Source organism: Parahoeflea alexandrii (genome assembly GCF_027214025.1).
Lineage (GTDB): Bacteria > Pseudomonadota > Alphaproteobacteria > Rhizobiales > Rhizobiaceae > Hoeflea > Hoeflea alexandrii_A.
This window is the reverse complement of the sequence record NZ_JAPWHB010000010.1, coordinates 49,621-66,244: the sequence shown is the minus strand read 5'-3', so window position 1 is coordinate 66,244 and position 16,624 is coordinate 49,621. Positions and strand designations below refer to the sequence as shown.

The following is a 16,624-nucleotide window of genomic DNA, read 5'->3' as shown; positions in this document are numbered from 1 at the left end:
GATACGTACCTCTCGGGACTGAGATTTATCAAGCAGTGCCGGGATTTCGGCTCCGGTTTAGACGATGTGCGTCTGCTACTCGGTCTCGCGATCAGCAGCGAGCGAGACTGTGTCAAGTCGGTTGTTCCTCAACTGTCGGAGCTGGGACAGCTATCTGGTTTATCCGCCACCATGCGAAAACCGTGAGAAGGACCAAGGCGACAAGGAAAACAATACTTGCAAAGCCCCAGCCTGTTTCCACGGCTTCCTCCACCCGCGCACCGAAAACGAAGCCCACCGAGACCAAGCAGGCTGTCCAAATCATGGCCGATCCTGCATTTAAAACCGTAAATCTACCCCATGACATTGATCCGAGACCGACCGGCAGCGCGCCGATGGTCCGCATACCCTTGGGGTACCTGTAAAGAAAGATGTAGGCGCAACCGTACTTTGCAATCAAAGCGCCTGCTACCACATTCGCCCTTTGAGCAAAATGCCATCTGTTTAGCCAAGCATCTCCAAAGCGTCTGGCAATGAAGAACCGCGCTTCGTCACCCAGGTAGCCGCCGGCAAAAGTCGCGAATAAGACAATATGTAAATCTAAAATTAGTGTTTGAGCCGCATAACCCGCGAACAAAGGCAGACTACCACTTTTCAACATGCAGTATACAAAAATCAGGACGTAGATCCACAGACCGCACTCCCGTATCAGCTCAGATATACCGTCGATGTCACTTCACCCATTCAATCTGCTCGGAACAAATAACCATCCCACTGTGTACGGGCTACACACTCCATCAGATTTGCCCTTCGCATAGATCTGCCTGCTTAATGCACGGTGGTCGTGGACATGTAATCAAAGTTGGTTGCGCAGAATGAACAGCTCCGAGTGTTCTAGATACTTTTGAACGTCATTTTCTGCTGCTGTTCGAACGCGACGGACGACAGCATCCCGTTCCTGAAAGGCTTGCGTCTGGAGTTGTCGAGCACCTCAATGTAGTCGAACACATCCGGTCTGGCCTTAACGCGGGTCTTGTAGGTTCATCGTTTTGTCGTCTCCTATTTGAGCAAATTGAAAAAGCTCTCGGCAACGGCGTTTTCATCAGAGTTTCTCCATCAGTTCGCCCCATCTGGTGGCTGAATTACGAAAGCACCATTGCGAGCGGAAATGAGAATATGCAACGATCCGTGGCAAAAGATTTCGGTAAGCCCGACATGTTTGAATTAGGAAACCCATGAGATCAACATTCTGTATGATTACGGCCAGTCTACTTTTTTCTGTGGTCCCGTCGATTGCGGGTACCAGCATCTCGTCAAATGCCAGCAATGACCTCGTTGTCGAACATGCCGTCATCGTCCAGCCGAGAATTGGTGTCCAGGAGACGACGGGATTTCTTATCATTTGGAACGGAACGCGTGAACCAGTGACGCTCACTGCGGTGGAGAGTGATGCTTTCGGCAAAATATCCATTCGCCGAACAGAGTTGACAAAAGGACAGGTCATGCCCGACCCGGTTTACCGGACGGTTCCCATACCGGGTCGTGCAGAGTTATTGATGAGACCAGACGGTGTATATCTCACCTTGGGCGAACCTAAAGGAAACACTGAGACGCTCACTGAAATAGACATGGTTTTGGTGTTTGACGGTGGGCGACGTATAGCCGTTTCTGCAACTTGGATTCGAACAGGCACGCAAATGGCAGACCACCATCACGGTGACGGAGATGAATAGCGCGAACCTTGAACCAGTCGTACTCTAAAACGCAACGGGTTGCTGTAGATTCTGGGCGGCCTCGACTTCCCCAGGTGGGCTAAACAACTCGCAGATTTCTGGATATTCGGGTACTGCGGACCCTAAAACACGAACTGGATTAAACCCGGCTACGGGGCGATGGTTCGATGCAAAACCTTGTGACCCAATTAGCAGAATTATCTATGTGGCCAACACCTTGGACGCGGGAGCTGTTTTTGCCGCCTGTAGTAGTGTCTATTCCAAAGCGTCGGTTATGCGAATGTAGCGGTAGAAGACACAGAACTGCAAAATTGGACCTTTGGCGTATCACCACCTGTTTTTGAAGCGACAACTCTTCTGGAGGCTCCGCTGCAGCAGCTACTGGGGACGATTCGCACCTTTTTGAATTCCGATGCGATGGAACAAATCCGCGCCCTATGAGTTTGCCGCCCAAGGAAGCTTCAGTGTGCTATGCGCGCGAAGCGGGTGCGCGGGACGGAGCAAATGCGAACGGCAGCATTGTGAAGGAGCGGTGGTGAACAACCTATGGCTGATAACTGGCCTCGCGCTCCTACCGGGGCTCGGCAATTTCGCTGGCGCGATGGTCGCTGAGTTCGTCCGAACATCGCCACGACTTCTGAACTTGGCGCTCCATGCGTCGTCGGGCATCGTCATTGGCGTGGTAGCGATCGAGCTGATTCCCGAGGCACTCGACAATCTCGCCGGCTGGTGGATCGCCGTCGCCTTCGCAGCAGGCGGAGCGGCCTATATCGGCACCGAAACGCTGATCGTGAAGATAAAGCCGTCGCGGGAGAGCGGCGGAAGCACTGAAATGTGGATGATTTATGTTGCGGTAGCTGTCGACCTCTCCGGTGATGGCTTGATGATAGCCTCCGGCACTGCGGTCGGTGCCTCGCTTGCCGTTTTGTTGGCTGCGGGGCAGGTACTGGCCGACTTTCCGGAGGGATACTCGGTCGTGGCAAACCTCAAACAGAACGGCGTGTCGCGCAAGCGGCGGATCGCGGTCTCGTTGTCATTCCCTCTCTATTGCCTAGGGACGGCTTTGCTTGCATGGTTCCTGCTGCGAAGCGCGCCGGATGAAGCGAAATACGCCGCGCTGAGCTTCGTCGCCGGGCTCCTGTCGGTCGCAGCAGTCGAGGACATGCTCGTGGAGGCACACGAGGCCGCGAGCGACAACCGCCTCTCGGCACTGGCCTTCGTCGGCGGCTTCGTTCTCTTTACCTTGGTTTCCGCCGGTCTGGAGACAGTCATGGCCAGCGGTGGCGGATCGACCGGCGAGAGAAGTTCAGGGATCGAGCAAAGCGGGACATATGCAAATGCCTCATGACCATAGCCATGGCCACATCGACCCGCAATCAGGCGATCGCCGGGTTTCCATTGCAATATGGGCGAACGGAATTCTCACTGTCGCACAGATAGCCGGGGGAATTCTTTCCGGCAGCCTTGCCTTGATCGCAGATGCGCTGCACAACTTCTCCGACATGGCCTCGCTGGTCATTGCCTTTGCCGCGCGCAAGATTTCTCGACGGCCCCCGGACGAGCGCATGACGTTTGGCTATGGCCGCATCGAGATCGTCGCGGCGCTGATAAACTACACCACGCTTATTCTTGTCGGCCTCTACCTGATCTATGAGGGCGGAATGCGGATGATCGACCCGCCCCAGGTCCAGGGCTGGACGGTCGTCATCCTGGGGGGTGTCGCACTCGCGGTCGACACGCTGACTGCGATGCTCACTTATTCGATGCAGAAGGGCAGCGTGAACATCCGCGCGCTTTTCCTGCACAATCTTTCGGATGCGCTAGCATCCGTCGCCGTCATCATCGGTGGCACACTCATCATTCTCTATGACATGCGCTGGGTCGACCCGGCGATCACCATCGGTATTGCGCTCTACATCCTCTATTTGGCCTTCACCGAGATCGGCAATCCGGTCCGGACGCTGATGCTGGGCAGCCCGCCGGAGATCGACGGCGGCGATGTCGTCAAAACCCTGCGCGGCGTCGAGGGCGTCGGAGATGTCCACCATGTGCATCTCTGGCAGATGCAGGAGCATGAGGCGGCACTCGACTGCCATGTAGTCGTGACTGCGGACGATTGGTCGCGGCTCAAGGATATCAAGAACGAGATCAAGGACAGGCTGAACGATCGGTTCGGCATCACGCATTCCACCCTTGAATTCGAGCATGAGAACCGAGCGCACGAAAATGCTGACCTCTATGGTCACGGCAATCCCGAAAAACAGGAGGAAGACCATGTTCACCGAGACCCGGACAAATCGTGACGACGTCATCGGAATCGCCTGCGAGGGCAAGCTCAGCGAAAGCGATCTCGAGCGGATGCACGCGTTGCTGCATGAGCGACTTGCATCTGTAGAAGAGCCCGGCCTCGTGGTCGATTTGACGAAGTTAGAAGGGTACACGGGCCTCGCTGCAATGCGAGAAGACTTCAAGATGGACACCGCCCATCGAAACGATTTCTCCCGTATCGCCGTGGTCGGCGACGCTGCGTGGCAGCAGTGGGGAACCACCCTCGCTAAGGCCTTGACCCATGCCGATATGCGCTGGTTCGACGCAAGCGCGCTGGACGCGGCCGAGGAATGGGCGGGCGGGGCTTGACGCGATGGCAACCCTTGCCCAGCGCAGCACGTTTTCAGCGACCGCGCCGGCCGAGTTCGGACCTGTCTCTGGCCCAGAGCAGAAGCAGCCGTCCGACGCTACGTGCACAGGGGCGTGCCAGAAGGCCGGCTGACGGGTCGGCTTCTGCGCTGCGGCCGTGACCGCCTCCAACGCTCGCGCCCATACAGAGGGTGCACCGATATCGCCACACGACTTTTGGACCGCATGGTCGCTGAAATTCACTGTAGTGGTGCCGCTAGCGGTAGCGTTGCTGCTTTACGGGCGCGGCCTGCACCTCGGCAAAGGCGAGGTCACGAACGAGGCGCACCGCGAAATGCCGGGCCGTCTCGCAGGTCTTGAAAGGACTCGAACCAACGACCGGTCAATTTCGGTTGTCTGTATGCCCGCGAAACAAAGACTTAGCGTAAAATCCCTCCGTGACGGTATCCGGGAGTGGGGGTCGAACGTCTATCAATATCGTTTTGAAGGCGAGGGGCACTGAACTCGGCTGTGCGAGAGCAGCGTTATCGACGATGTAATGTCGTCGCGTGGTGTCAGCAAGACGTAGTTGAAGCCACTCACGTCCTGATTGGACCCGTATCTGATGGCGTCGAACCCGGCGGAACGTGCGCAGTCGGCGACAAACCTTGAGAACACATATTGACGTTTCAGCCAACCTTCGCCGGTGCGGGGCGCAGCAAGTAGAGCCGAGTTGGCAAGCGCATCGAGCAGCTCAAAACCGGGCTGCTCTTCAGCAATATCGACGAGGTCGAGCACTCGGAGAGATCCTTTGACGTGCAGCATCGCAACGAACGCATCCTGTCCAGGTGAACCCAGTTCAGCCGCAGCCGTCATCTCGGTGCTTGCCACATAGAGCATTGGGCTACCCGCGTGATTAAATCGCCCCTCACCCACCAACGGTGCGGGAGGAACCCCGTAGGTCTGGAGCTTTTCGGGATGCTGACCCAGCTTTTCCACCGAGACCACGGAGCGCGCTCTGAACACCGCGTAGTCGAGTACATCGGAGCCGACCCGGCTGGCCTGATGACGAATCTCGTTCAGCACGTCTCTTGCGAATGCGTGTTCAAGCACAAGAAACGGGGTGTTGCTACCAAGTTCCAGAAGCTCATCGATGGCTTTTTCAATTCTTGGCGCATCGCTGAAACGATGTTCGTAGATCCAAACACTTCGGATACTTGGCTCCAAGCACCGCGGGCAGCTCACAAGGTGCTTCAGTGTCGAAATCTCGGCCGGACTGTAGAGTTGGAGGACACGGGAGTTGTCAATGAGATAGTCGGCTTCCATTGCAAGGCTCTGGAATTCGTGATCGCGGAACGCAACGTTAGGCCAGTGACCAAGAAAATCCTGATAGCAGCGATCGCAGCAACCGATACTGGATGTAAAATCAGAATCGATCTCATCGGAGAGGATGTCGTTGAAAACCGCCACCTCTTCGTCGGAAATTGGAAGATAGGGGCCGTAGGGCTCGGGCGGAACGGCCATCTCACCAATTTCGCAGGCAGTGGTCATCGTTCGGCAAGTCTCTTGATTCAATATGCAGTCCTATCAACTTTATATTATTTTTTTGCACTTAATCGCGACGGTTCTCCGATATCGAGCGGAGTCTTTGCAGGTCGCTGTCATCGGCCGCACGCGATGGGGTCGGCCTGACGTTTCCGAAATATTTCCTTTCCAACCCACCATAGGTAATGCTCTCCGACAATTGGGTCAGCCGCATCTGGAACATTTTTGCGCCTACGACTAGCTCGATCGGATTGTTGCCGTGGTTGAAAAGCTCAACCGAGAAACATCCGCGAAACCCTGGCTGGACCATCGTGTTCACCGCAATCCCAAGCCTGGTGTAGCTGCTCCTCGTCAGGACATCTGCATAGCAGTCGCTCGGGAGCGCGATGTACTCGAGCGTCGTCGCAAGCACGACCTGATCCGGATATAGGATGAAGTGTTCGCCCAGTTCGCGACGGGTTGGCTGGAAATAGGATGATATGGCGCGGAATCTTTCGTCATCACGTGCAATCCCGATATAGGGCCGGCGGGTGACTATGGATACTAAGAAGTCATAGCCTAGCCGGAGATCAACAGTTAGATCTCCGATCTGTGCATCATCAAGTAGAGGGTCGACCCATAGACCGGTGGGATCGTTTTTGCTGAGACGGCCAAGGAGATCTTTTTTGATCATGCCGCTCCTCGCTTCCACAGGTCTCGAATAGATGCATTCCTAATCGATTTTTCGGTAAGGTCGTTGACAATGCGGACCGCATCAAGCTGACCGCCGCCGCTCGCCCAACCCGGCCCGCCGCCCGACTTTATTTTGCCGAGATAGGACCAGCCACCTGGAAACATGCCGTGAAGCTCTCGGTCGTTTGAGATCAGATATGGCCTGATGTCGTCGAACGCTGCTTCCAGAGGTGGCACCGTATAGCGTGCCTGGAGCACCGGCAAACCGAGGCTCTTCAGCGCGGCCTGATACATCTCCAGTTCATCAAATTCGTCGCCGTCAAGGAAAGCTTGTATCGTCCCAAGGCGCTTTTCCGTCGAAGGGTGAGTCAAGCTGATTTCGGCGTTGGGATTAATCGCGTAAAGCGTGTCGATAATCACCGGCCCGACATAGCAAGCCGCGAAAAGATCCGCGAAATGCTCCCGCCTATGGACGAGCATAAGTTCAAGGACTTCCGGAGTGGCATTGGGTTGTGGGTGTGTCAGAAGGGTGGAGCCAGAGACGTTTCGCGCAAGATCAACGAAGTGCCCGAGTTCATGATAAAGTGCCGCACAGAATAGCGGCATGTGCTTATAGATCCTCGGAACGCCAATGAAGATGAGTTTTTCTTCGGGTAGCTTTCCGTCGTAACGGTCCATTGTCGTTGCGACGAATTCCCATGGATCTCCCGGCTTGAGATGGAAGTCCTTTTCGTCGGTCAGTGCCGTAGTGACGATGCATTTATCTGGCAGCCATTCGTTGATGGCATGGCGCATGCAATATTCGATCTCATAGGGTGCCTCCTTCGTCGTCGAACCCTGAAGATAGCGGTGACAGGTCCAGACCTTCTCCGTAAAGGATCGGAGTATTTCCTCATCATAGGCCGGCGACACCTCCAGCGCATGCTTGATGACATCAATCAGCGCATTCGCGTGTTTCTCAATCGCGCGATTGAAATACGGTGTCTTGGAAAGCTGCGTCAGGCTTTCGGCCAGTAGTGCAAGGTCAGTCCGCGGATGCAATTCTCGGCTCCAAATTTCGGAGCACCTTATGAGCAACGGCTTGGCTAACATCCCCCAGCGAATTGACACCGACTAAAGCGTCGCGCAGCCCCTTATACGCCAAGAGATCGTTTGCAAGCTGCACTGCTTGCGGCGTAACATCTGGGGTGATGGCATGCGGATTGTCAGAAAGTTCTCTCGCTTGGTGCAATACACAGTCGAAGTGGAGCGATAAAGGATGGGGAATTTTGTCGTTCCCACGATCGATCAAAACCAATGCCAGCCGAAATAGCTCGAGGCGCCTGCTGTTTTCGGATGGCATGGCTGCAAGCATATCGTCCCCCAACTCGCGCCGAATCGAAGCGAGAGTAACTCGGCAGAGTTGAGAGTGGAATAGAATTCACTAATTATTCGGTAATATACCCCCACTATCTTTGCACCAGTCGATCCGACCACGCCGCATCCAAAAATGACAGCGACAGCCATCAGTTCTGCGCACGGAGGGTTCAAGACTCGGCCGACCGAGCCAATCCGAACTTACGCTCCAGCGAGGCCGCCGGTCGGGATTGAGCGAGAGAAGGATCGACGTTCCGCACCCGGACGGACATGGAAACGTCACCCATTTTGGTCGCTCTGTGGGACCAACGACAATCACTAGCCCTTCAACAAGGTCGTCTGGAGCTGGCATGTCGAGCGCCGCCGAAACGAGAAATTCGGGACGTTCGATTATGCCGAGCCAAGCAAGGGCTTTGGCGATTGTATTTCGCAACATCATCCTGCCCTCCCCAGAAATGGCTGAACATCGCCGAGACCGTGGATGCGGTCGGATGCGCATATACGGCAAGGCTCCTGCCTTGCCCCCGGTCGGAAGTCTTCGACCAGGTTGAACTTGCGTACCCTGTTGGCAATGGAACCATCCTCGCCGCGGAACCGGTTCATGCGCTGGATCATTTCTTCGACCGCCATGGTGGCGACGGACGTCGTAAAGGATATCACGGCGGGCGACGGATTGCCCTCGCCTCGCACATAGGCTTCCGACTTGCGTCGTTCGTATTCCTCCGGATCAGTGCGGCGCAGCGCCTCTTCGGCCGCGGCCCCGGCGTCGACAATACGCCGGCACACCAGACAACTGCTGCCCGGCTCCAGAACCGTTGCGCGACCATCGGCTTCAAGACAGGAAATCCCGAAGCGCTCGGTCACGCGAAGTGCAAGCCCAATGTCGATGACTGGAATGAGGTAATAATAGGCCAGCCGATTGAGCAGCAGGCGCCCATCGTGGTCATCGGTGCAGCCGAAGATCAGATCCATCGATTTCAGTGCGTCGCGGCACTCGGCCGAACCGATCCAGCTGTCGTACGTCCTGACTTGCGTGCCGAGGCCCATTCTCTCGATCTCGCGCTTTGCGACCTCAACCTTTTTCACCTTGCGTTCCGCGTCATCCCAGGTTGCGCCATACAGGCGGTTGAGATTGGAATGCTCAACGTGATCGGGGTCGAAGATGCAGATGTGCCCCGCGCCCATTCGCGGCAGCTGTTGCAGGAGCGGGCTTCCGGTACCTCCGGCTCCTACCACGCCGATCCGCATATGGCCCATCAAACGGTTGAACCCGGCACCCAAGGCCAATTCCTGGCGTGCGAGAGTGGGAGATACAACATTATGTTCTGCAGCAAAGAAGATCGTTTGCCAATTGCTGCCAATCGTCCGTGCATATTCGAGATCGACGACGTTGTCGGGCGACGTCCACACGCGGCCAGCGACAAGCTCTCCATTTGCAAAGAGCAGGCTCGGCATGATGGCGGTTTCGCCATTTCGATTTTGAGCGAGGCGAGCCAGCTCCGCTTCATTGCGATCGTCCTGGGAGGAAAAATAATTAGGCCCACGAGGATGGGAGTGGGCAATACCGATCTGAAGTCCTTCTCTCTCGGCGCGGGACAAAAGGTCCACGAACCGATTGGTGCTCCAGGAGATGTGCTGGTGGTCTACGGACTTGATTTCTTCTTCGGCGACCGGAAGCACGTCCTTAACCATCAGACGCAGCCGAGGCTGCCGGCTGAACGGATCTTCCTGGATCCGTGAAAGTCCGAACAAGACATAAGCCGCATACTCCTGATCGTCGGAGCGGCAGAGCTCGGCGCGAAGCACGCCGAGATGCAATTCGCTGAATGTGAGATCGGCTCTCATGCTGCCATCTCCAATGCCCGTTCGATACGGCGCACCATCGTCCAGATACCATCCACACCAGGGCGCCATGCATTGTTATGACGAGACCAGCGCTGCCAGGACTTGCCGGCGAAGGCGTGCGGCTGGTCGGCGGCCATCGGATAACGCTGGCTGGCGGCGAGCCGGACCCAGGGCATCAGATAGAACATATCCGGAGCGCAATCCGGATAGGCCGGCGGCAACAGAATGAGAATGTCTGCCGCACCAGCATCGAAACGCGCCGGCGGCAAGCTCCAGCCCTTCAGCACAACAGCCTTGGTGGTGCCTTCGGCAACTTCCTCGTATTGGATATCCTGTTCGCGAAGATAGTCACGGTCCTCGGGCGGGAGCACTACTGCTCCCGCGCCTTCGGTGGTGGTGTCGATACCGGTGAAGAAACGCTCCGTTCCGTCACCCTGAAGATCAACCTTCTCCTTGTTGCTGATTAGCTTGTCGTCACCGACGCGCTGGGAGAGCCAAACGCCGTAAGAGTTCGGATCGACACCGGCGAGCCGCTTCAGCTGCAGCCCGGTGATGAAGGGAAGTCCCCATTCGAACTTGCGGCCGTCCAGCACGAAGCGGAAGGAACGATCGCTCTTGAAGGTGATGAACTGCTCGCGGCCTTCACGATGCAGATCGACGCTTTCGTCCGGCCGGATTTCTTCGAGCTGACCGTCCTCAAGTTCCTGGAACAGGAGGTGCTCGTCAGTGGGGAAGAGCTTTGCCTTCTGAAGAACCTGGGCGCCGGTGACGATCGGATCTTCGAAGGTGAAGGGGTTACCGTCGATCTTGATGTCGAAGGTGCGACGGCGCTCTGCGATATTGTCAGTCATTTTGGATTTCTCCGCTTGCCGACAGAGCGCCTGTCGCTCCATCTGTATCCACATATAATAGCTATTTTTTAGCTAATCAATAGCCAATTTGTAAATTCTTTTACGTTGACTATTTAGCTAAAAAATGTATGTTCGCTGAGTCCCATTGCATAGGAGGCCGCCCATTGAAAAAAACTATGACCCTCAATCTCACTGACGCTGAAATGCAGGCCCTGCAGAATCTCTGCGACAAAAAGGACCTGTCTAAGACGGCAGTGCTTCGCCAGGCGCTCAGGCTTTATCAGCTTGTTGACGTGCGCCTAGAACAAGGTGGAAAGCTCTTCTTCGAGGATGATACCAAGAAGGAGAAGGCTGAACTTATGGTGCTGTAAATCGTGACCTCCTATCCAGTTTTTCTGACCGATAAACGTACCGGAGACCCGGTAGCCGCGGAACTCATTGAAACTATTAGCGAAGCTGACCTTCGCTCGGTGGAAGCCGAGTGGAAGCCAGTAACCAACGCGAAAATCAGAGAGCTCATGGCGCAGGGCCGGAGGCCCGCCGATTGGCCAGAAGGCTGGCATTGGAAATGGAGAGAGAAGGTAGGCGCAATCACCGGCTTACTCGCTTTTCAAACGTTTGCACTTCGCTGCGAAGGCAAGCTCCAGGGGTTGATGCAGCTCAACACCGCACGCGGTCGCTGCCGGGTACCACAACAGGCAGGTAAGGATCTGGTCTATATCGATTATGTCGAGACAGCGCCTTGGAACCGTAAAGCGATAGTTGCCACGCCCCGTTTCAGTGGCGTCGGCACCATCATGATCCGAGCTGCAATTGAAATCAGTCGAGACCACGAGTTGCGCGGTCGCATCGGCCTCCACTCTCTGCCGAGTGCGGAGGCCTTCTATGCGACTGCGTGCGGTATGACCGATCTTGGCCTCGACGGAACCTATGAAGGATTAAGATACTTTGAGATGACATCAGCCCAGGCTGATGCATTCTCAGGATAGGAACCGCCATGAAACTCGAAATCACGAGGGAATGGTTCGAACGCAGAGCCAAGTTGGAGGGCGATCTTGAGATTTCCGCCGGACGGCTCGCCAGGGACCCAACCCCAGAACAATTAAATGTAGAACCCGCAATCGATGAAACCGCTGATCCGATGCGCATGGCGTTTGGCTCGCTCGTAGAAACGATGCGCCGGCGTCGAGGCCTGTCGATCGAGAAACTCGCTGAAAGCACTGATCTCGAGGTGAGCGATATCATGCGAATTGAGCGTGACGCTCATTTTCGGCCGGAGCCGCGGGCAGTTTATCGATTGGCGGAAACCTTCGATCTGCCCGGCAAAGTGCTCCAGCAGCTCTCTGGCAATACTGTCGCGCGCCCGGGTTTGCACGAACAGGCGCTCAGGTTTGCCGCGCGTTCGGGTGAAGCACCGCAGAAATTATCGCGTGATGAACAGCGTGTTCTTGAGGAGTTCATTGCATATCTGGAAAAACAACAAGGCTGACTTAGTGCGCAATATCATCCTCAGCCGTGGCACGGCTTCCGACATTGAAAACCAGGTCAACAAAGTTCTTCGGGGACTTGGCAACCCGGAGCCCCCGTTGCAACTCGGGGACGTTCGCGAACTCTTGAAGCTCGATCGCCGGTACTATTCGACCACGGATGATGATTTTCTTCGAGAGACCATTAGCAAGCTTACAGTGGCCGGGGCGCAAATAATGAAGCGCCCTGGCCTCATACTGGATGCAGTTCGGAAGTTCGATCTGCGAGCTCTGTATCTTCCGGATCGAAAGAGAATTCTTCTCGACAGCGCGCAACCTGACGCAAAGCAGCGTTGGAATGAGGCCCATGAGGTTGGCCATAGCATTTTGCCTTGGCACGAAGATCTGATGCTCGGTGATCAAGAGCAAACCTTGACCCCTGGGTGTCATCACCAGATCGAGGCCGAGGCAAATTACGCGGCTGGCCAACTACTCTTTCTCCAATCTCGGTTTCGAGCGGCTGCCAACGATTCAGCTCCCGGATTGGGCGCCGTCTGCGCCCTCAAAGGGGCCTTTGGCAACACATACACGACGACGTTTTGGAGATTCATCGAGGACTCACATCGAGACGTGCCGATGATCGGTGTGATCGGCATTCATCCGCACTATCCGAAACGAGGCCAATCAAACTTCCGTCACATCATAGAATCCCCAGCATACCGCGCGATGTTTGAGAGCCTCCCTGTCGAACATCTGATGAAAGCTATGCGGACGTATTGCAAATTTCAGAAACGTGGCCCTCTCGGCGCAGGCGAAGTCAACCTTGTTGACAAGCGCGGCGAGACGCATGTTTTTCTCTTCGAAACATTCAGCAATACGTACGATTGCCTCACTTTGGCGACTTACCAACGGCCCTACGCGAGGGTTGTCGGAATCTAAGTTGTGGGCTTGTAGTAATCGATTTCTCCTAACATTGCTTGAGCTGCTTATCCAGAAAAGAACATGGCGCCGTCCGAGGCCTGGCCTTCAGGCTCCTCAATAGCGCCCTGAAGACGGAAGAGTGTTTGGATCGGAAGTAGATCGACTTCAATTTTCAGGCGGAAATCGGCCACAACCGAGACATGAAAATCGACGGCAAACGACTCTTCGCCCCTCGCAATCTTTCCATCAAGTATTTTTCTCTCGAGAGTCATATCCACCCTACGCCATCCCGACAGCCGCTGTCCTTATCACGCGAAAAGTATCTCGGTCAGGTTCTCCGGCGGCGACCAGAGCCCAGCTTTGGCTTTGACGTAGGTTTGGCAAAAGGTAACGATTTTCTCCTGATCTCCAAATATCAGCTTCTGCTTGTCGATGGTCGTGAGCTGCTCGAACGCGTTCGACGTGAAGCCGTATGTCGACAGGAAGAGGCCGCCATCTTTCTTTTCCTCCACGATAACCTTCAAGAGCTTTTCGACGGCCGCCGATCCGACCTTCGTGGATGAACGCCAATGCTTGATTTCCACGTAGTACTCGGCGAGCTTGCCCTTCACCGTGCACGTCAGAATGACGTCTTTTCCGCCATCCTTTGAGCCCGGCGTCAGCGTCACGACGAACCCCAACCCTTCGAAAACCTCTGCGACGACCTGCTCGACCATGCGCCATTCGAGATGATCCAAGGCGTCCGGGCTCTTCCCGATCAACCGCGCGAGCCCACTGCTGAGATCGCGCAGCATGATCCGGACCTCAGCCTCCACATCGAGCTTCTCTCCGCGAAGGCGACTGATCCAGCGGCGCAGCCCACCAAGGTCGAGCAACTCGATTTGAAGCGGCAAGCTTTTCTCGACGGCGGCATGCGCCTCCCCCGAAAATTCGCCGTTGCTAACCAGCACGACGCGGCTGAGACCCTGCAACAACGCAGCGCCGATCAACTTATGCACGTCCGCCATCGCCACGAGCCGGACGGCCTTTCTGTAAAACTTGGCCTGAACTCCGATGGTTTCGACGGCGGCAGAACCGGTCTCATCCGCCCCACGCGAGGCGCGGAAATCAATTCCTTGGTCGTTCATCCCACCGGTGTGCTCAACATCGTAGCCTTCGATTCCGAACAGCGGCTTCAATACGCGGCCCAAAACCAGCTCCAATTCCCTCGGATCGAGGCTCTCATCCGCCCGAAGCTTGGTGAGCTCAAGATCGAGCGCGTCGCATTCCTCTGCACTTAGTTTACTCAAGAACGCGCCATCCTTCTAATTCTTCCTATGCTCCTGTACCTATCATGGAACATAATTGGAAATACACGGGGAGCAAAACTTGAGGATTGAGAAGGCAGATCTCGAAAATTATGGTGTCTATCTCAAAGATAAATCGCGTCCACCGAGCCGGGGCGGCAATAAGCGCGCTTGGTACCAGCACGTCATGGTGATCTCCGGGGAGAAGTATTCGTTTCTCGCGGCATGGTCAGGCAAATTTGTATTCAAGGGCGAGACGGTAAGTTTCGATTGGGAGTGGGATGAAACACATAAATATCGCAATGCCGACGCCGCCAGTGTTCTTGCCTGGACCGCTGACGGAAAACAAAGACGACGCGGCGAACGTGGTAGCAAGATCTGGCGAACCGCTGACACACGCCCACCTGGGCGCCGGAGCGAGTGGGGTGACTAACGCCGTCGTCAGTCAGTCCCTTTCTGAACAGTTACTTCCGGCAGGGTTCCGGTCTCTCGCATAGTTGCTGTCTATCCTACCTTCTGAGTGTAGGCTGTTGGCCTTCGCCACGGATACGGCGTGAGCAGCCGGGCCGCAAGGTGTTTCGGCTCATTCGGGTGGCGATCACGCGTCCTTGGCGCTGAAGTCGAGAAGGTCGCGATGTAGTTGGGTGAAGTGGTTTTCCGCGACAAGGCATCTCCCTAGTTTCAATCAATCTCATGGAGCTCTGAATCAGGATCCGTGACAGGGCTCTCTTCAATCCGCCGGCTGAGCAACCCAGCATCCTCGAGCGCCTCCATATCCGGCAGGTCACGCAGCGTCTCCATCCCGAAGGCCGACAGGAAATGCCTGGTCGTCACATAGGTATACGGCGCGCCCGGCGTTGGGCTGCGCGGTCCAGAGGAAATGAACCCCGCCGCCCGCAGCGATCCGATCAGATCGCGACTGACCTCCTTGCCAAAGATCTTCGACAGCTCGCTCCTCGTCACCGGCTGGAAATACGCAATCGCCATCAGCACCATCGACTCGAGCTCGGACAGCACTGCGGCTGCCGAGCGCGTCGGCGCCGCCGAGGCCCGAATAGCTGGCGCGTAAGCGGACCGGCTTCGGTGCTGCCAGCCACCGGCGACCGACACCAGCTCGTAGGGCCGGGACCGTAGTTCCTCGTGCAGATCATCAATCAGCAGGTCGACGCTGCAATCCTTACCGACGACGCGCGCCAAAATCTCGCGGGTGACAGGTTCGGCTGAAGCAAAAATCACCGCCTCAACCCGCATCATCCATTCCCGCCAACGCAATTCCGCCGGCAGATCTCCCAGCTCCCGATCCAGGAGAACGTCTTCACCGGCGTTCGCCTTTTTTCGGGATGGTCTTGCTGCGGTCGATCCGGTCATCGTCACAATCCATAGATCCGGAAGGAAGGTCGGCCGGACAGTTCGCGCACGGCGCCAAATCTCTCCAGCCGCTCGAACAGGCGGGTTGCAGCCCAACGGGACAGGTCCGAGCCGGGCGCGGAAGCCGCAATCGCATCCTCATTGAGCAATGCCTGAATCACCGGCTCGGCCCCTTTGGTGCGCAGCTTCGGCGCAACAGCAACAAGCTGATCGGCTCGACGGGCGATCTCGCCGGCTGACCGCAGGGCGCCCACTGTGCCGTCAACCAGAGCCAAACAAAGCGCCCCCGCGAATGCGGGTTCGCCCGGGCGGACGCGCCCTCTCCCTCCAAGGGTGCGGAAGGCCGGCCCAAACCGTTCGGCCATCAGCAGCGGCAGCGGAAACGGCCATTTGAGTTTTTCGGCCATCAAAACGTCGGCAAGCGCCCAGGCGAGCGGCTCGGCATCCGGACGCGAGGCACAGATCGCTGTCACCAGCTCCGCCGCGGCAAAAGGTGCCGGCCGGCTGGATTGAAGCGCCTCGTCAACATGATCCACGGCAGCTGCGAGCGGCTCATCCCAGGCAAGGCCCAAATGATCGGCCAGTTCGGCCACCGCTTTTGAGGAAAACCCGGGTTTTCGTGCCGAAACCCTTTTGAAGGCCAAAAGCACCTTTCCGGCCGGCCCAGAATCATCACCTGCGGCAGTGAGCAAAAGCGCGTCACGCAACGCGTGTTCGTCCTCGGTACGGCCCATCAACCGGACGGCGGCCGCGGCGCATTTCAGCGCCTGACGAGAGCGCCAGCAGCCGGCCCAGGCGGGTTCGGAGCGAACAAGATCATCAAGCGTTTTCAAAGCGATGCCGGCTGCAAAGGCTGCTTCAACGTCGCCCGTCTCGCGACCACGCGCCAGAGCCCATCCGGGAATCTGCGGCAGGGGCGAGGGATATTCCAAAGAGGAGATGATGCGCGAATCCATGCGGAAGAAGCTACATCATGTGTGCAGTTT

General features: G+C 56.5%; 21 protein-coding genes and 1 pseudogene. 9 read left to right on the top strand and 13 right to left on the bottom strand.

Going from position 1 to position 16,624, the window contains the following annotated elements:
- Positions 1–112: 112 nt before the first annotated feature.
- Together O4H62_RS24620 and O4H62_RS24615 are read right to left on the bottom strand one after the other, a co-directional pair.
- A complete protein-coding gene (locus O4H62_RS24620) occupies positions 113–640 on the bottom strand; it encodes a DedA family protein (protein WP_269391525.1) in 528 nt (175 codons plus the stop codon).
- A gap of 233 nt (positions 641–873) precedes the next feature.
- A pseudogene (locus O4H62_RS24615) lies at positions 874–1,089 on the bottom strand (IS3 family transposase); the annotation flags it as partial.
- Positions 1,090–1,214: 125 nt separating this feature from the next.
- On the opposite strand from O4H62_RS24615, the gene O4H62_RS24610 reads away from it, so the two are divergent.
- The 4 genes from O4H62_RS24610 to O4H62_RS24595 all read left to right on the top strand — a co-directional run bounded on the left by O4H62_RS24610 (position 1,215) and on the right by O4H62_RS24595 (position 4,349).
- Positions 1,215–1,712 (top strand): copper chaperone PCu(A)C, encoded by a 498-nt coding sequence (locus O4H62_RS24610; RefSeq protein WP_269391524.1) that lies wholly within the window; start codon positions 1,215–1,217, stop codon positions 1,710–1,712.
- A gap of 535 nt (positions 1,713–2,247) precedes the next feature.
- The gene (locus tag O4H62_RS24605) at positions 2,248–3,060 is read left to right on the top strand and encodes a ZIP family metal transporter (RefSeq protein WP_269391523.1); all 813 of its coding nucleotides are present in this window, start codon (positions 2,248–2,250) and stop codon (positions 3,058–3,060) included.
- A complete protein-coding gene (locus O4H62_RS24600) occupies positions 3,050–4,015 on the top strand; it encodes a cation diffusion facilitator family transporter (RefSeq protein WP_269391522.1) in 966 nt (321 codons plus the stop codon). The genes O4H62_RS24605 and O4H62_RS24600 overlap by 11 nt, the downstream gene beginning before the upstream one ends.
- Positions 3,987–4,349, top strand: a complete 363-nt coding sequence (locus O4H62_RS24595; RefSeq protein ID WP_269391521.1) for an STAS/SEC14 domain-containing protein — start codon at positions 3,987–3,989, stop codon at positions 4,347–4,349. The genes O4H62_RS24600 and O4H62_RS24595 overlap by 29 nt, the downstream gene beginning before the upstream one ends.
- Positions 4,350–4,820: 471 nt before the next feature.
- On the opposite strand, the gene O4H62_RS24590 is transcribed toward O4H62_RS24595, so the two are convergent.
- From O4H62_RS24590 to O4H62_RS24565, 7 genes are all read right to left on the bottom strand, one after another.
- Positions 4,821–5,879: an RES family NAD+ phosphorylase gene (locus O4H62_RS24590; protein ID WP_269391520.1), complete on the bottom strand. Its 1,059-nt coding sequence runs from the start codon at positions 5,877–5,879 to the stop codon at positions 4,821–4,823.
- Between the two features lie 61 nt (positions 5,880–5,940).
- A complete protein-coding gene (gene dcd / locus O4H62_RS24585; protein ID WP_269391519.1) occupies positions 5,941–6,546 on the bottom strand; it encodes a dCTP deaminase in 606 nt (201 codons plus the stop codon).
- Complete coding sequence (locus O4H62_RS24580) at positions 6,543–7,586, bottom strand: hypothetical protein (RefSeq protein WP_269391518.1); 1,044 nt, start codon at positions 7,584–7,586, stop codon at positions 6,543–6,545. Before O4H62_RS24580 ends, dcd begins: the two co-directional genes overlap by 4 nt.
- Entirely contained in the window at positions 7,570–7,899 is a 330-nt protein-coding gene (locus tag O4H62_RS24575) for a hypothetical protein (RefSeq protein ID WP_269391516.1), read from the bottom strand. Before O4H62_RS24575 ends, O4H62_RS24580 begins: the two co-directional genes overlap by 17 nt.
- Before the next feature lie 69 nt (positions 7,900–7,968).
- Positions 7,969–8,253, bottom strand: coding sequence for a DUF6527 family protein (locus tag O4H62_RS26575; protein WP_430538517.1), 285 nt, complete (start codon positions 8,251–8,253; stop codon positions 7,969–7,971).
- 83 nt (positions 8,254–8,336) lie between these two features.
- Complete coding sequence (locus tag O4H62_RS24570; protein ID WP_269391515.1) at positions 8,337–9,746, bottom strand: ThiF family adenylyltransferase; 1,410 nt, start codon at positions 9,744–9,746, stop codon at positions 8,337–8,339.
- Positions 9,743–10,597, bottom strand: a complete 855-nt coding sequence (locus O4H62_RS24565; RefSeq protein ID WP_269391514.1) for a multiubiquitin domain-containing protein — start codon at positions 10,595–10,597, stop codon at positions 9,743–9,745. The genes O4H62_RS24570 and O4H62_RS24565 overlap by 4 nt, the downstream gene beginning before the upstream one ends.
- A 176-nt stretch (positions 10,598–10,773) precedes the next feature.
- On the opposite strand from O4H62_RS24565, the gene O4H62_RS24560 reads away from it, so the two are divergent.
- Genes O4H62_RS24560 through O4H62_RS24545 form a run of 4 tightly spaced genes read left to right on the top strand, consistent with a single transcriptional unit; the run spans position 10,774 to position 13,002 of the window.
- Complete coding sequence (locus tag O4H62_RS24560; protein WP_269391559.1) at positions 10,774–10,968, top strand: ribbon-helix-helix protein, CopG family; 195 nt, start codon at positions 10,774–10,776, stop codon at positions 10,966–10,968.
- Positions 10,969–10,971: 3 nt separating this feature from the next.
- Positions 10,972–11,586, top strand: a complete 615-nt coding sequence (locus O4H62_RS24555) for a GNAT family N-acetyltransferase (RefSeq protein WP_269391513.1) — start codon at positions 10,972–10,974, stop codon at positions 11,584–11,586.
- Positions 11,587–11,594: 8 nt separating this feature from the next.
- Positions 11,595–12,086: a helix-turn-helix domain-containing protein gene (locus O4H62_RS24550; RefSeq protein WP_269391512.1), complete on the top strand. Its 492-nt coding sequence runs from the start codon at positions 11,595–11,597 to the stop codon at positions 12,084–12,086.
- A complete protein-coding gene (locus O4H62_RS24545; protein ID WP_269391511.1) occupies positions 12,031–13,002 on the top strand; it encodes an ImmA/IrrE family metallo-endopeptidase in 972 nt (323 codons plus the stop codon). Before O4H62_RS24550 ends, O4H62_RS24545 begins: the two co-directional genes overlap by 56 nt.
- Positions 13,003–13,049: 47 nt before the next feature.
- On the opposite strand, the gene O4H62_RS24540 is transcribed toward O4H62_RS24545, so the two are convergent.
- Together O4H62_RS24540 and O4H62_RS24535 are read right to left on the bottom strand one after the other, a co-directional pair.
- A complete protein-coding gene (locus O4H62_RS24540) occupies positions 13,050–13,262 on the bottom strand; it encodes a hypothetical protein (protein WP_269391510.1) in 213 nt (70 codons plus the stop codon).
- Between the two features lie 30 nt (positions 13,263–13,292).
- A complete protein-coding gene (locus O4H62_RS24535; protein ID WP_269391509.1) occupies positions 13,293–14,273 on the bottom strand; it encodes a restriction endonuclease in 981 nt (326 codons plus the stop codon).
- A gap of 79 nt (positions 14,274–14,352) precedes the next feature.
- Between O4H62_RS24535 and O4H62_RS24530 the strand changes: the two genes are divergently transcribed.
- The gene (locus tag O4H62_RS24530; RefSeq protein WP_269391508.1) at positions 14,353–14,703 is read left to right on the top strand and encodes a hypothetical protein; all 351 of its coding nucleotides are present in this window, start codon (positions 14,353–14,355) and stop codon (positions 14,701–14,703) included.
- Positions 14,704–14,951: 248 nt separating this feature from the next.
- On the opposite strand, the gene scpB is transcribed toward O4H62_RS24530, so the two are convergent.
- Positions 14,952–15,638, bottom strand: a complete 687-nt coding sequence (gene scpB, locus O4H62_RS24525) for an SMC-Scp complex subunit ScpB (RefSeq protein WP_269391507.1) — start codon at positions 15,636–15,638, stop codon at positions 14,952–14,954.
- A gap of 2 nt (positions 15,639–15,640) precedes the next feature.
- Complete coding sequence (locus tag O4H62_RS24520; protein WP_269391506.1) at positions 15,641–16,594, bottom strand: DUF1403 family protein; 954 nt, start codon at positions 16,592–16,594, stop codon at positions 15,641–15,643.
- Between the last annotated feature and the right edge of the window lie 30 nt (positions 16,595–16,624).

What these genes read in the sequence shown, in the direction of transcription:
- O4H62_RS24620 (WP_269391525.1), bottom strand. Translation starts at nt 640, where the DNA reads ATGTTGAAAAGTGGTAGTCTGCCTTTGTTCGCGGGTTATGCGGCTCAA.
- O4H62_RS24610 (WP_269391524.1), top strand. Translation starts at nt 1,215, where the DNA reads ATGAGATCAACATTCTGTATGATTACGGCCAGTCTACTTTTTTCTGTG.
- O4H62_RS24600 (WP_269391522.1), top strand. Translation starts at nt 3,050, where the DNA reads ATGCCTCATGACCATAGCCATGGCCACATCGACCCGCAATCAGGCGAT.
- O4H62_RS24595 (WP_269391521.1), top strand. Translation starts at nt 3,987, where the DNA reads ATGTTCACCGAGACCCGGACAAATCGTGACGACGTCATCGGAATCGCC.
- O4H62_RS24590 (WP_269391520.1), bottom strand. Translation starts at nt 5,879, where the DNA reads ATGACCACTGCCTGCGAAATTGGTGAGATGGCCGTTCCGCCCGAGCCC.
- dcd (WP_269391519.1), bottom strand. Translation starts at nt 6,546, where the DNA reads ATGATCAAAAAAGATCTCCTTGGCCGTCTCAGCAAAAACGATCCCACC.
- O4H62_RS24575 (WP_269391516.1), bottom strand. Translation starts at nt 7,899, where the DNA reads ATGCTTGCAGCCATGCCATCCGAAAACAGCAGGCGCCTCGAGCTATTT.
- O4H62_RS26575 (WP_430538517.1), bottom strand. Translation starts at nt 8,253, where the DNA reads ATGCCAGCTCCAGACGACCTTGTTGAAGGGCTAGTGATTGTCGTTGGT.
- O4H62_RS24570 (WP_269391515.1), bottom strand. Translation starts at nt 9,746, where the DNA reads ATGAGAGCCGATCTCACATTCAGCGAATTGCATCTCGGCGTGCTTCGC.
- O4H62_RS24565 (WP_269391514.1), bottom strand. Translation starts at nt 10,597, where the DNA reads ATGACTGACAATATCGCAGAGCGCCGTCGCACCTTCGACATCAAGATC.
- O4H62_RS24560 (WP_269391559.1), top strand. Translation starts at nt 10,774, where the DNA reads ATGACCCTCAATCTCACTGACGCTGAAATGCAGGCCCTGCAGAATCTC.
- O4H62_RS24550 (WP_269391512.1), top strand. Translation starts at nt 11,595, where the DNA reads ATGAAACTCGAAATCACGAGGGAATGGTTCGAACGCAGAGCCAAGTTG.
- O4H62_RS24545 (WP_269391511.1), top strand. Translation starts at nt 12,031, where the DNA reads ATGAACAGCGTGTTCTTGAGGAGTTCATTGCATATCTGGAAAAACAAC.
- scpB (WP_269391507.1), bottom strand. Translation starts at nt 15,638, where the DNA reads ATGACCGGATCGACCGCAGCAAGACCATCCCGAAAAAAGGCGAACGCC.
- O4H62_RS24520 (WP_269391506.1), bottom strand. Translation starts at nt 16,594, where the DNA reads ATGGATTCGCGCATCATCTCCTCTTTGGAATATCCCTCGCCCCTGCCG.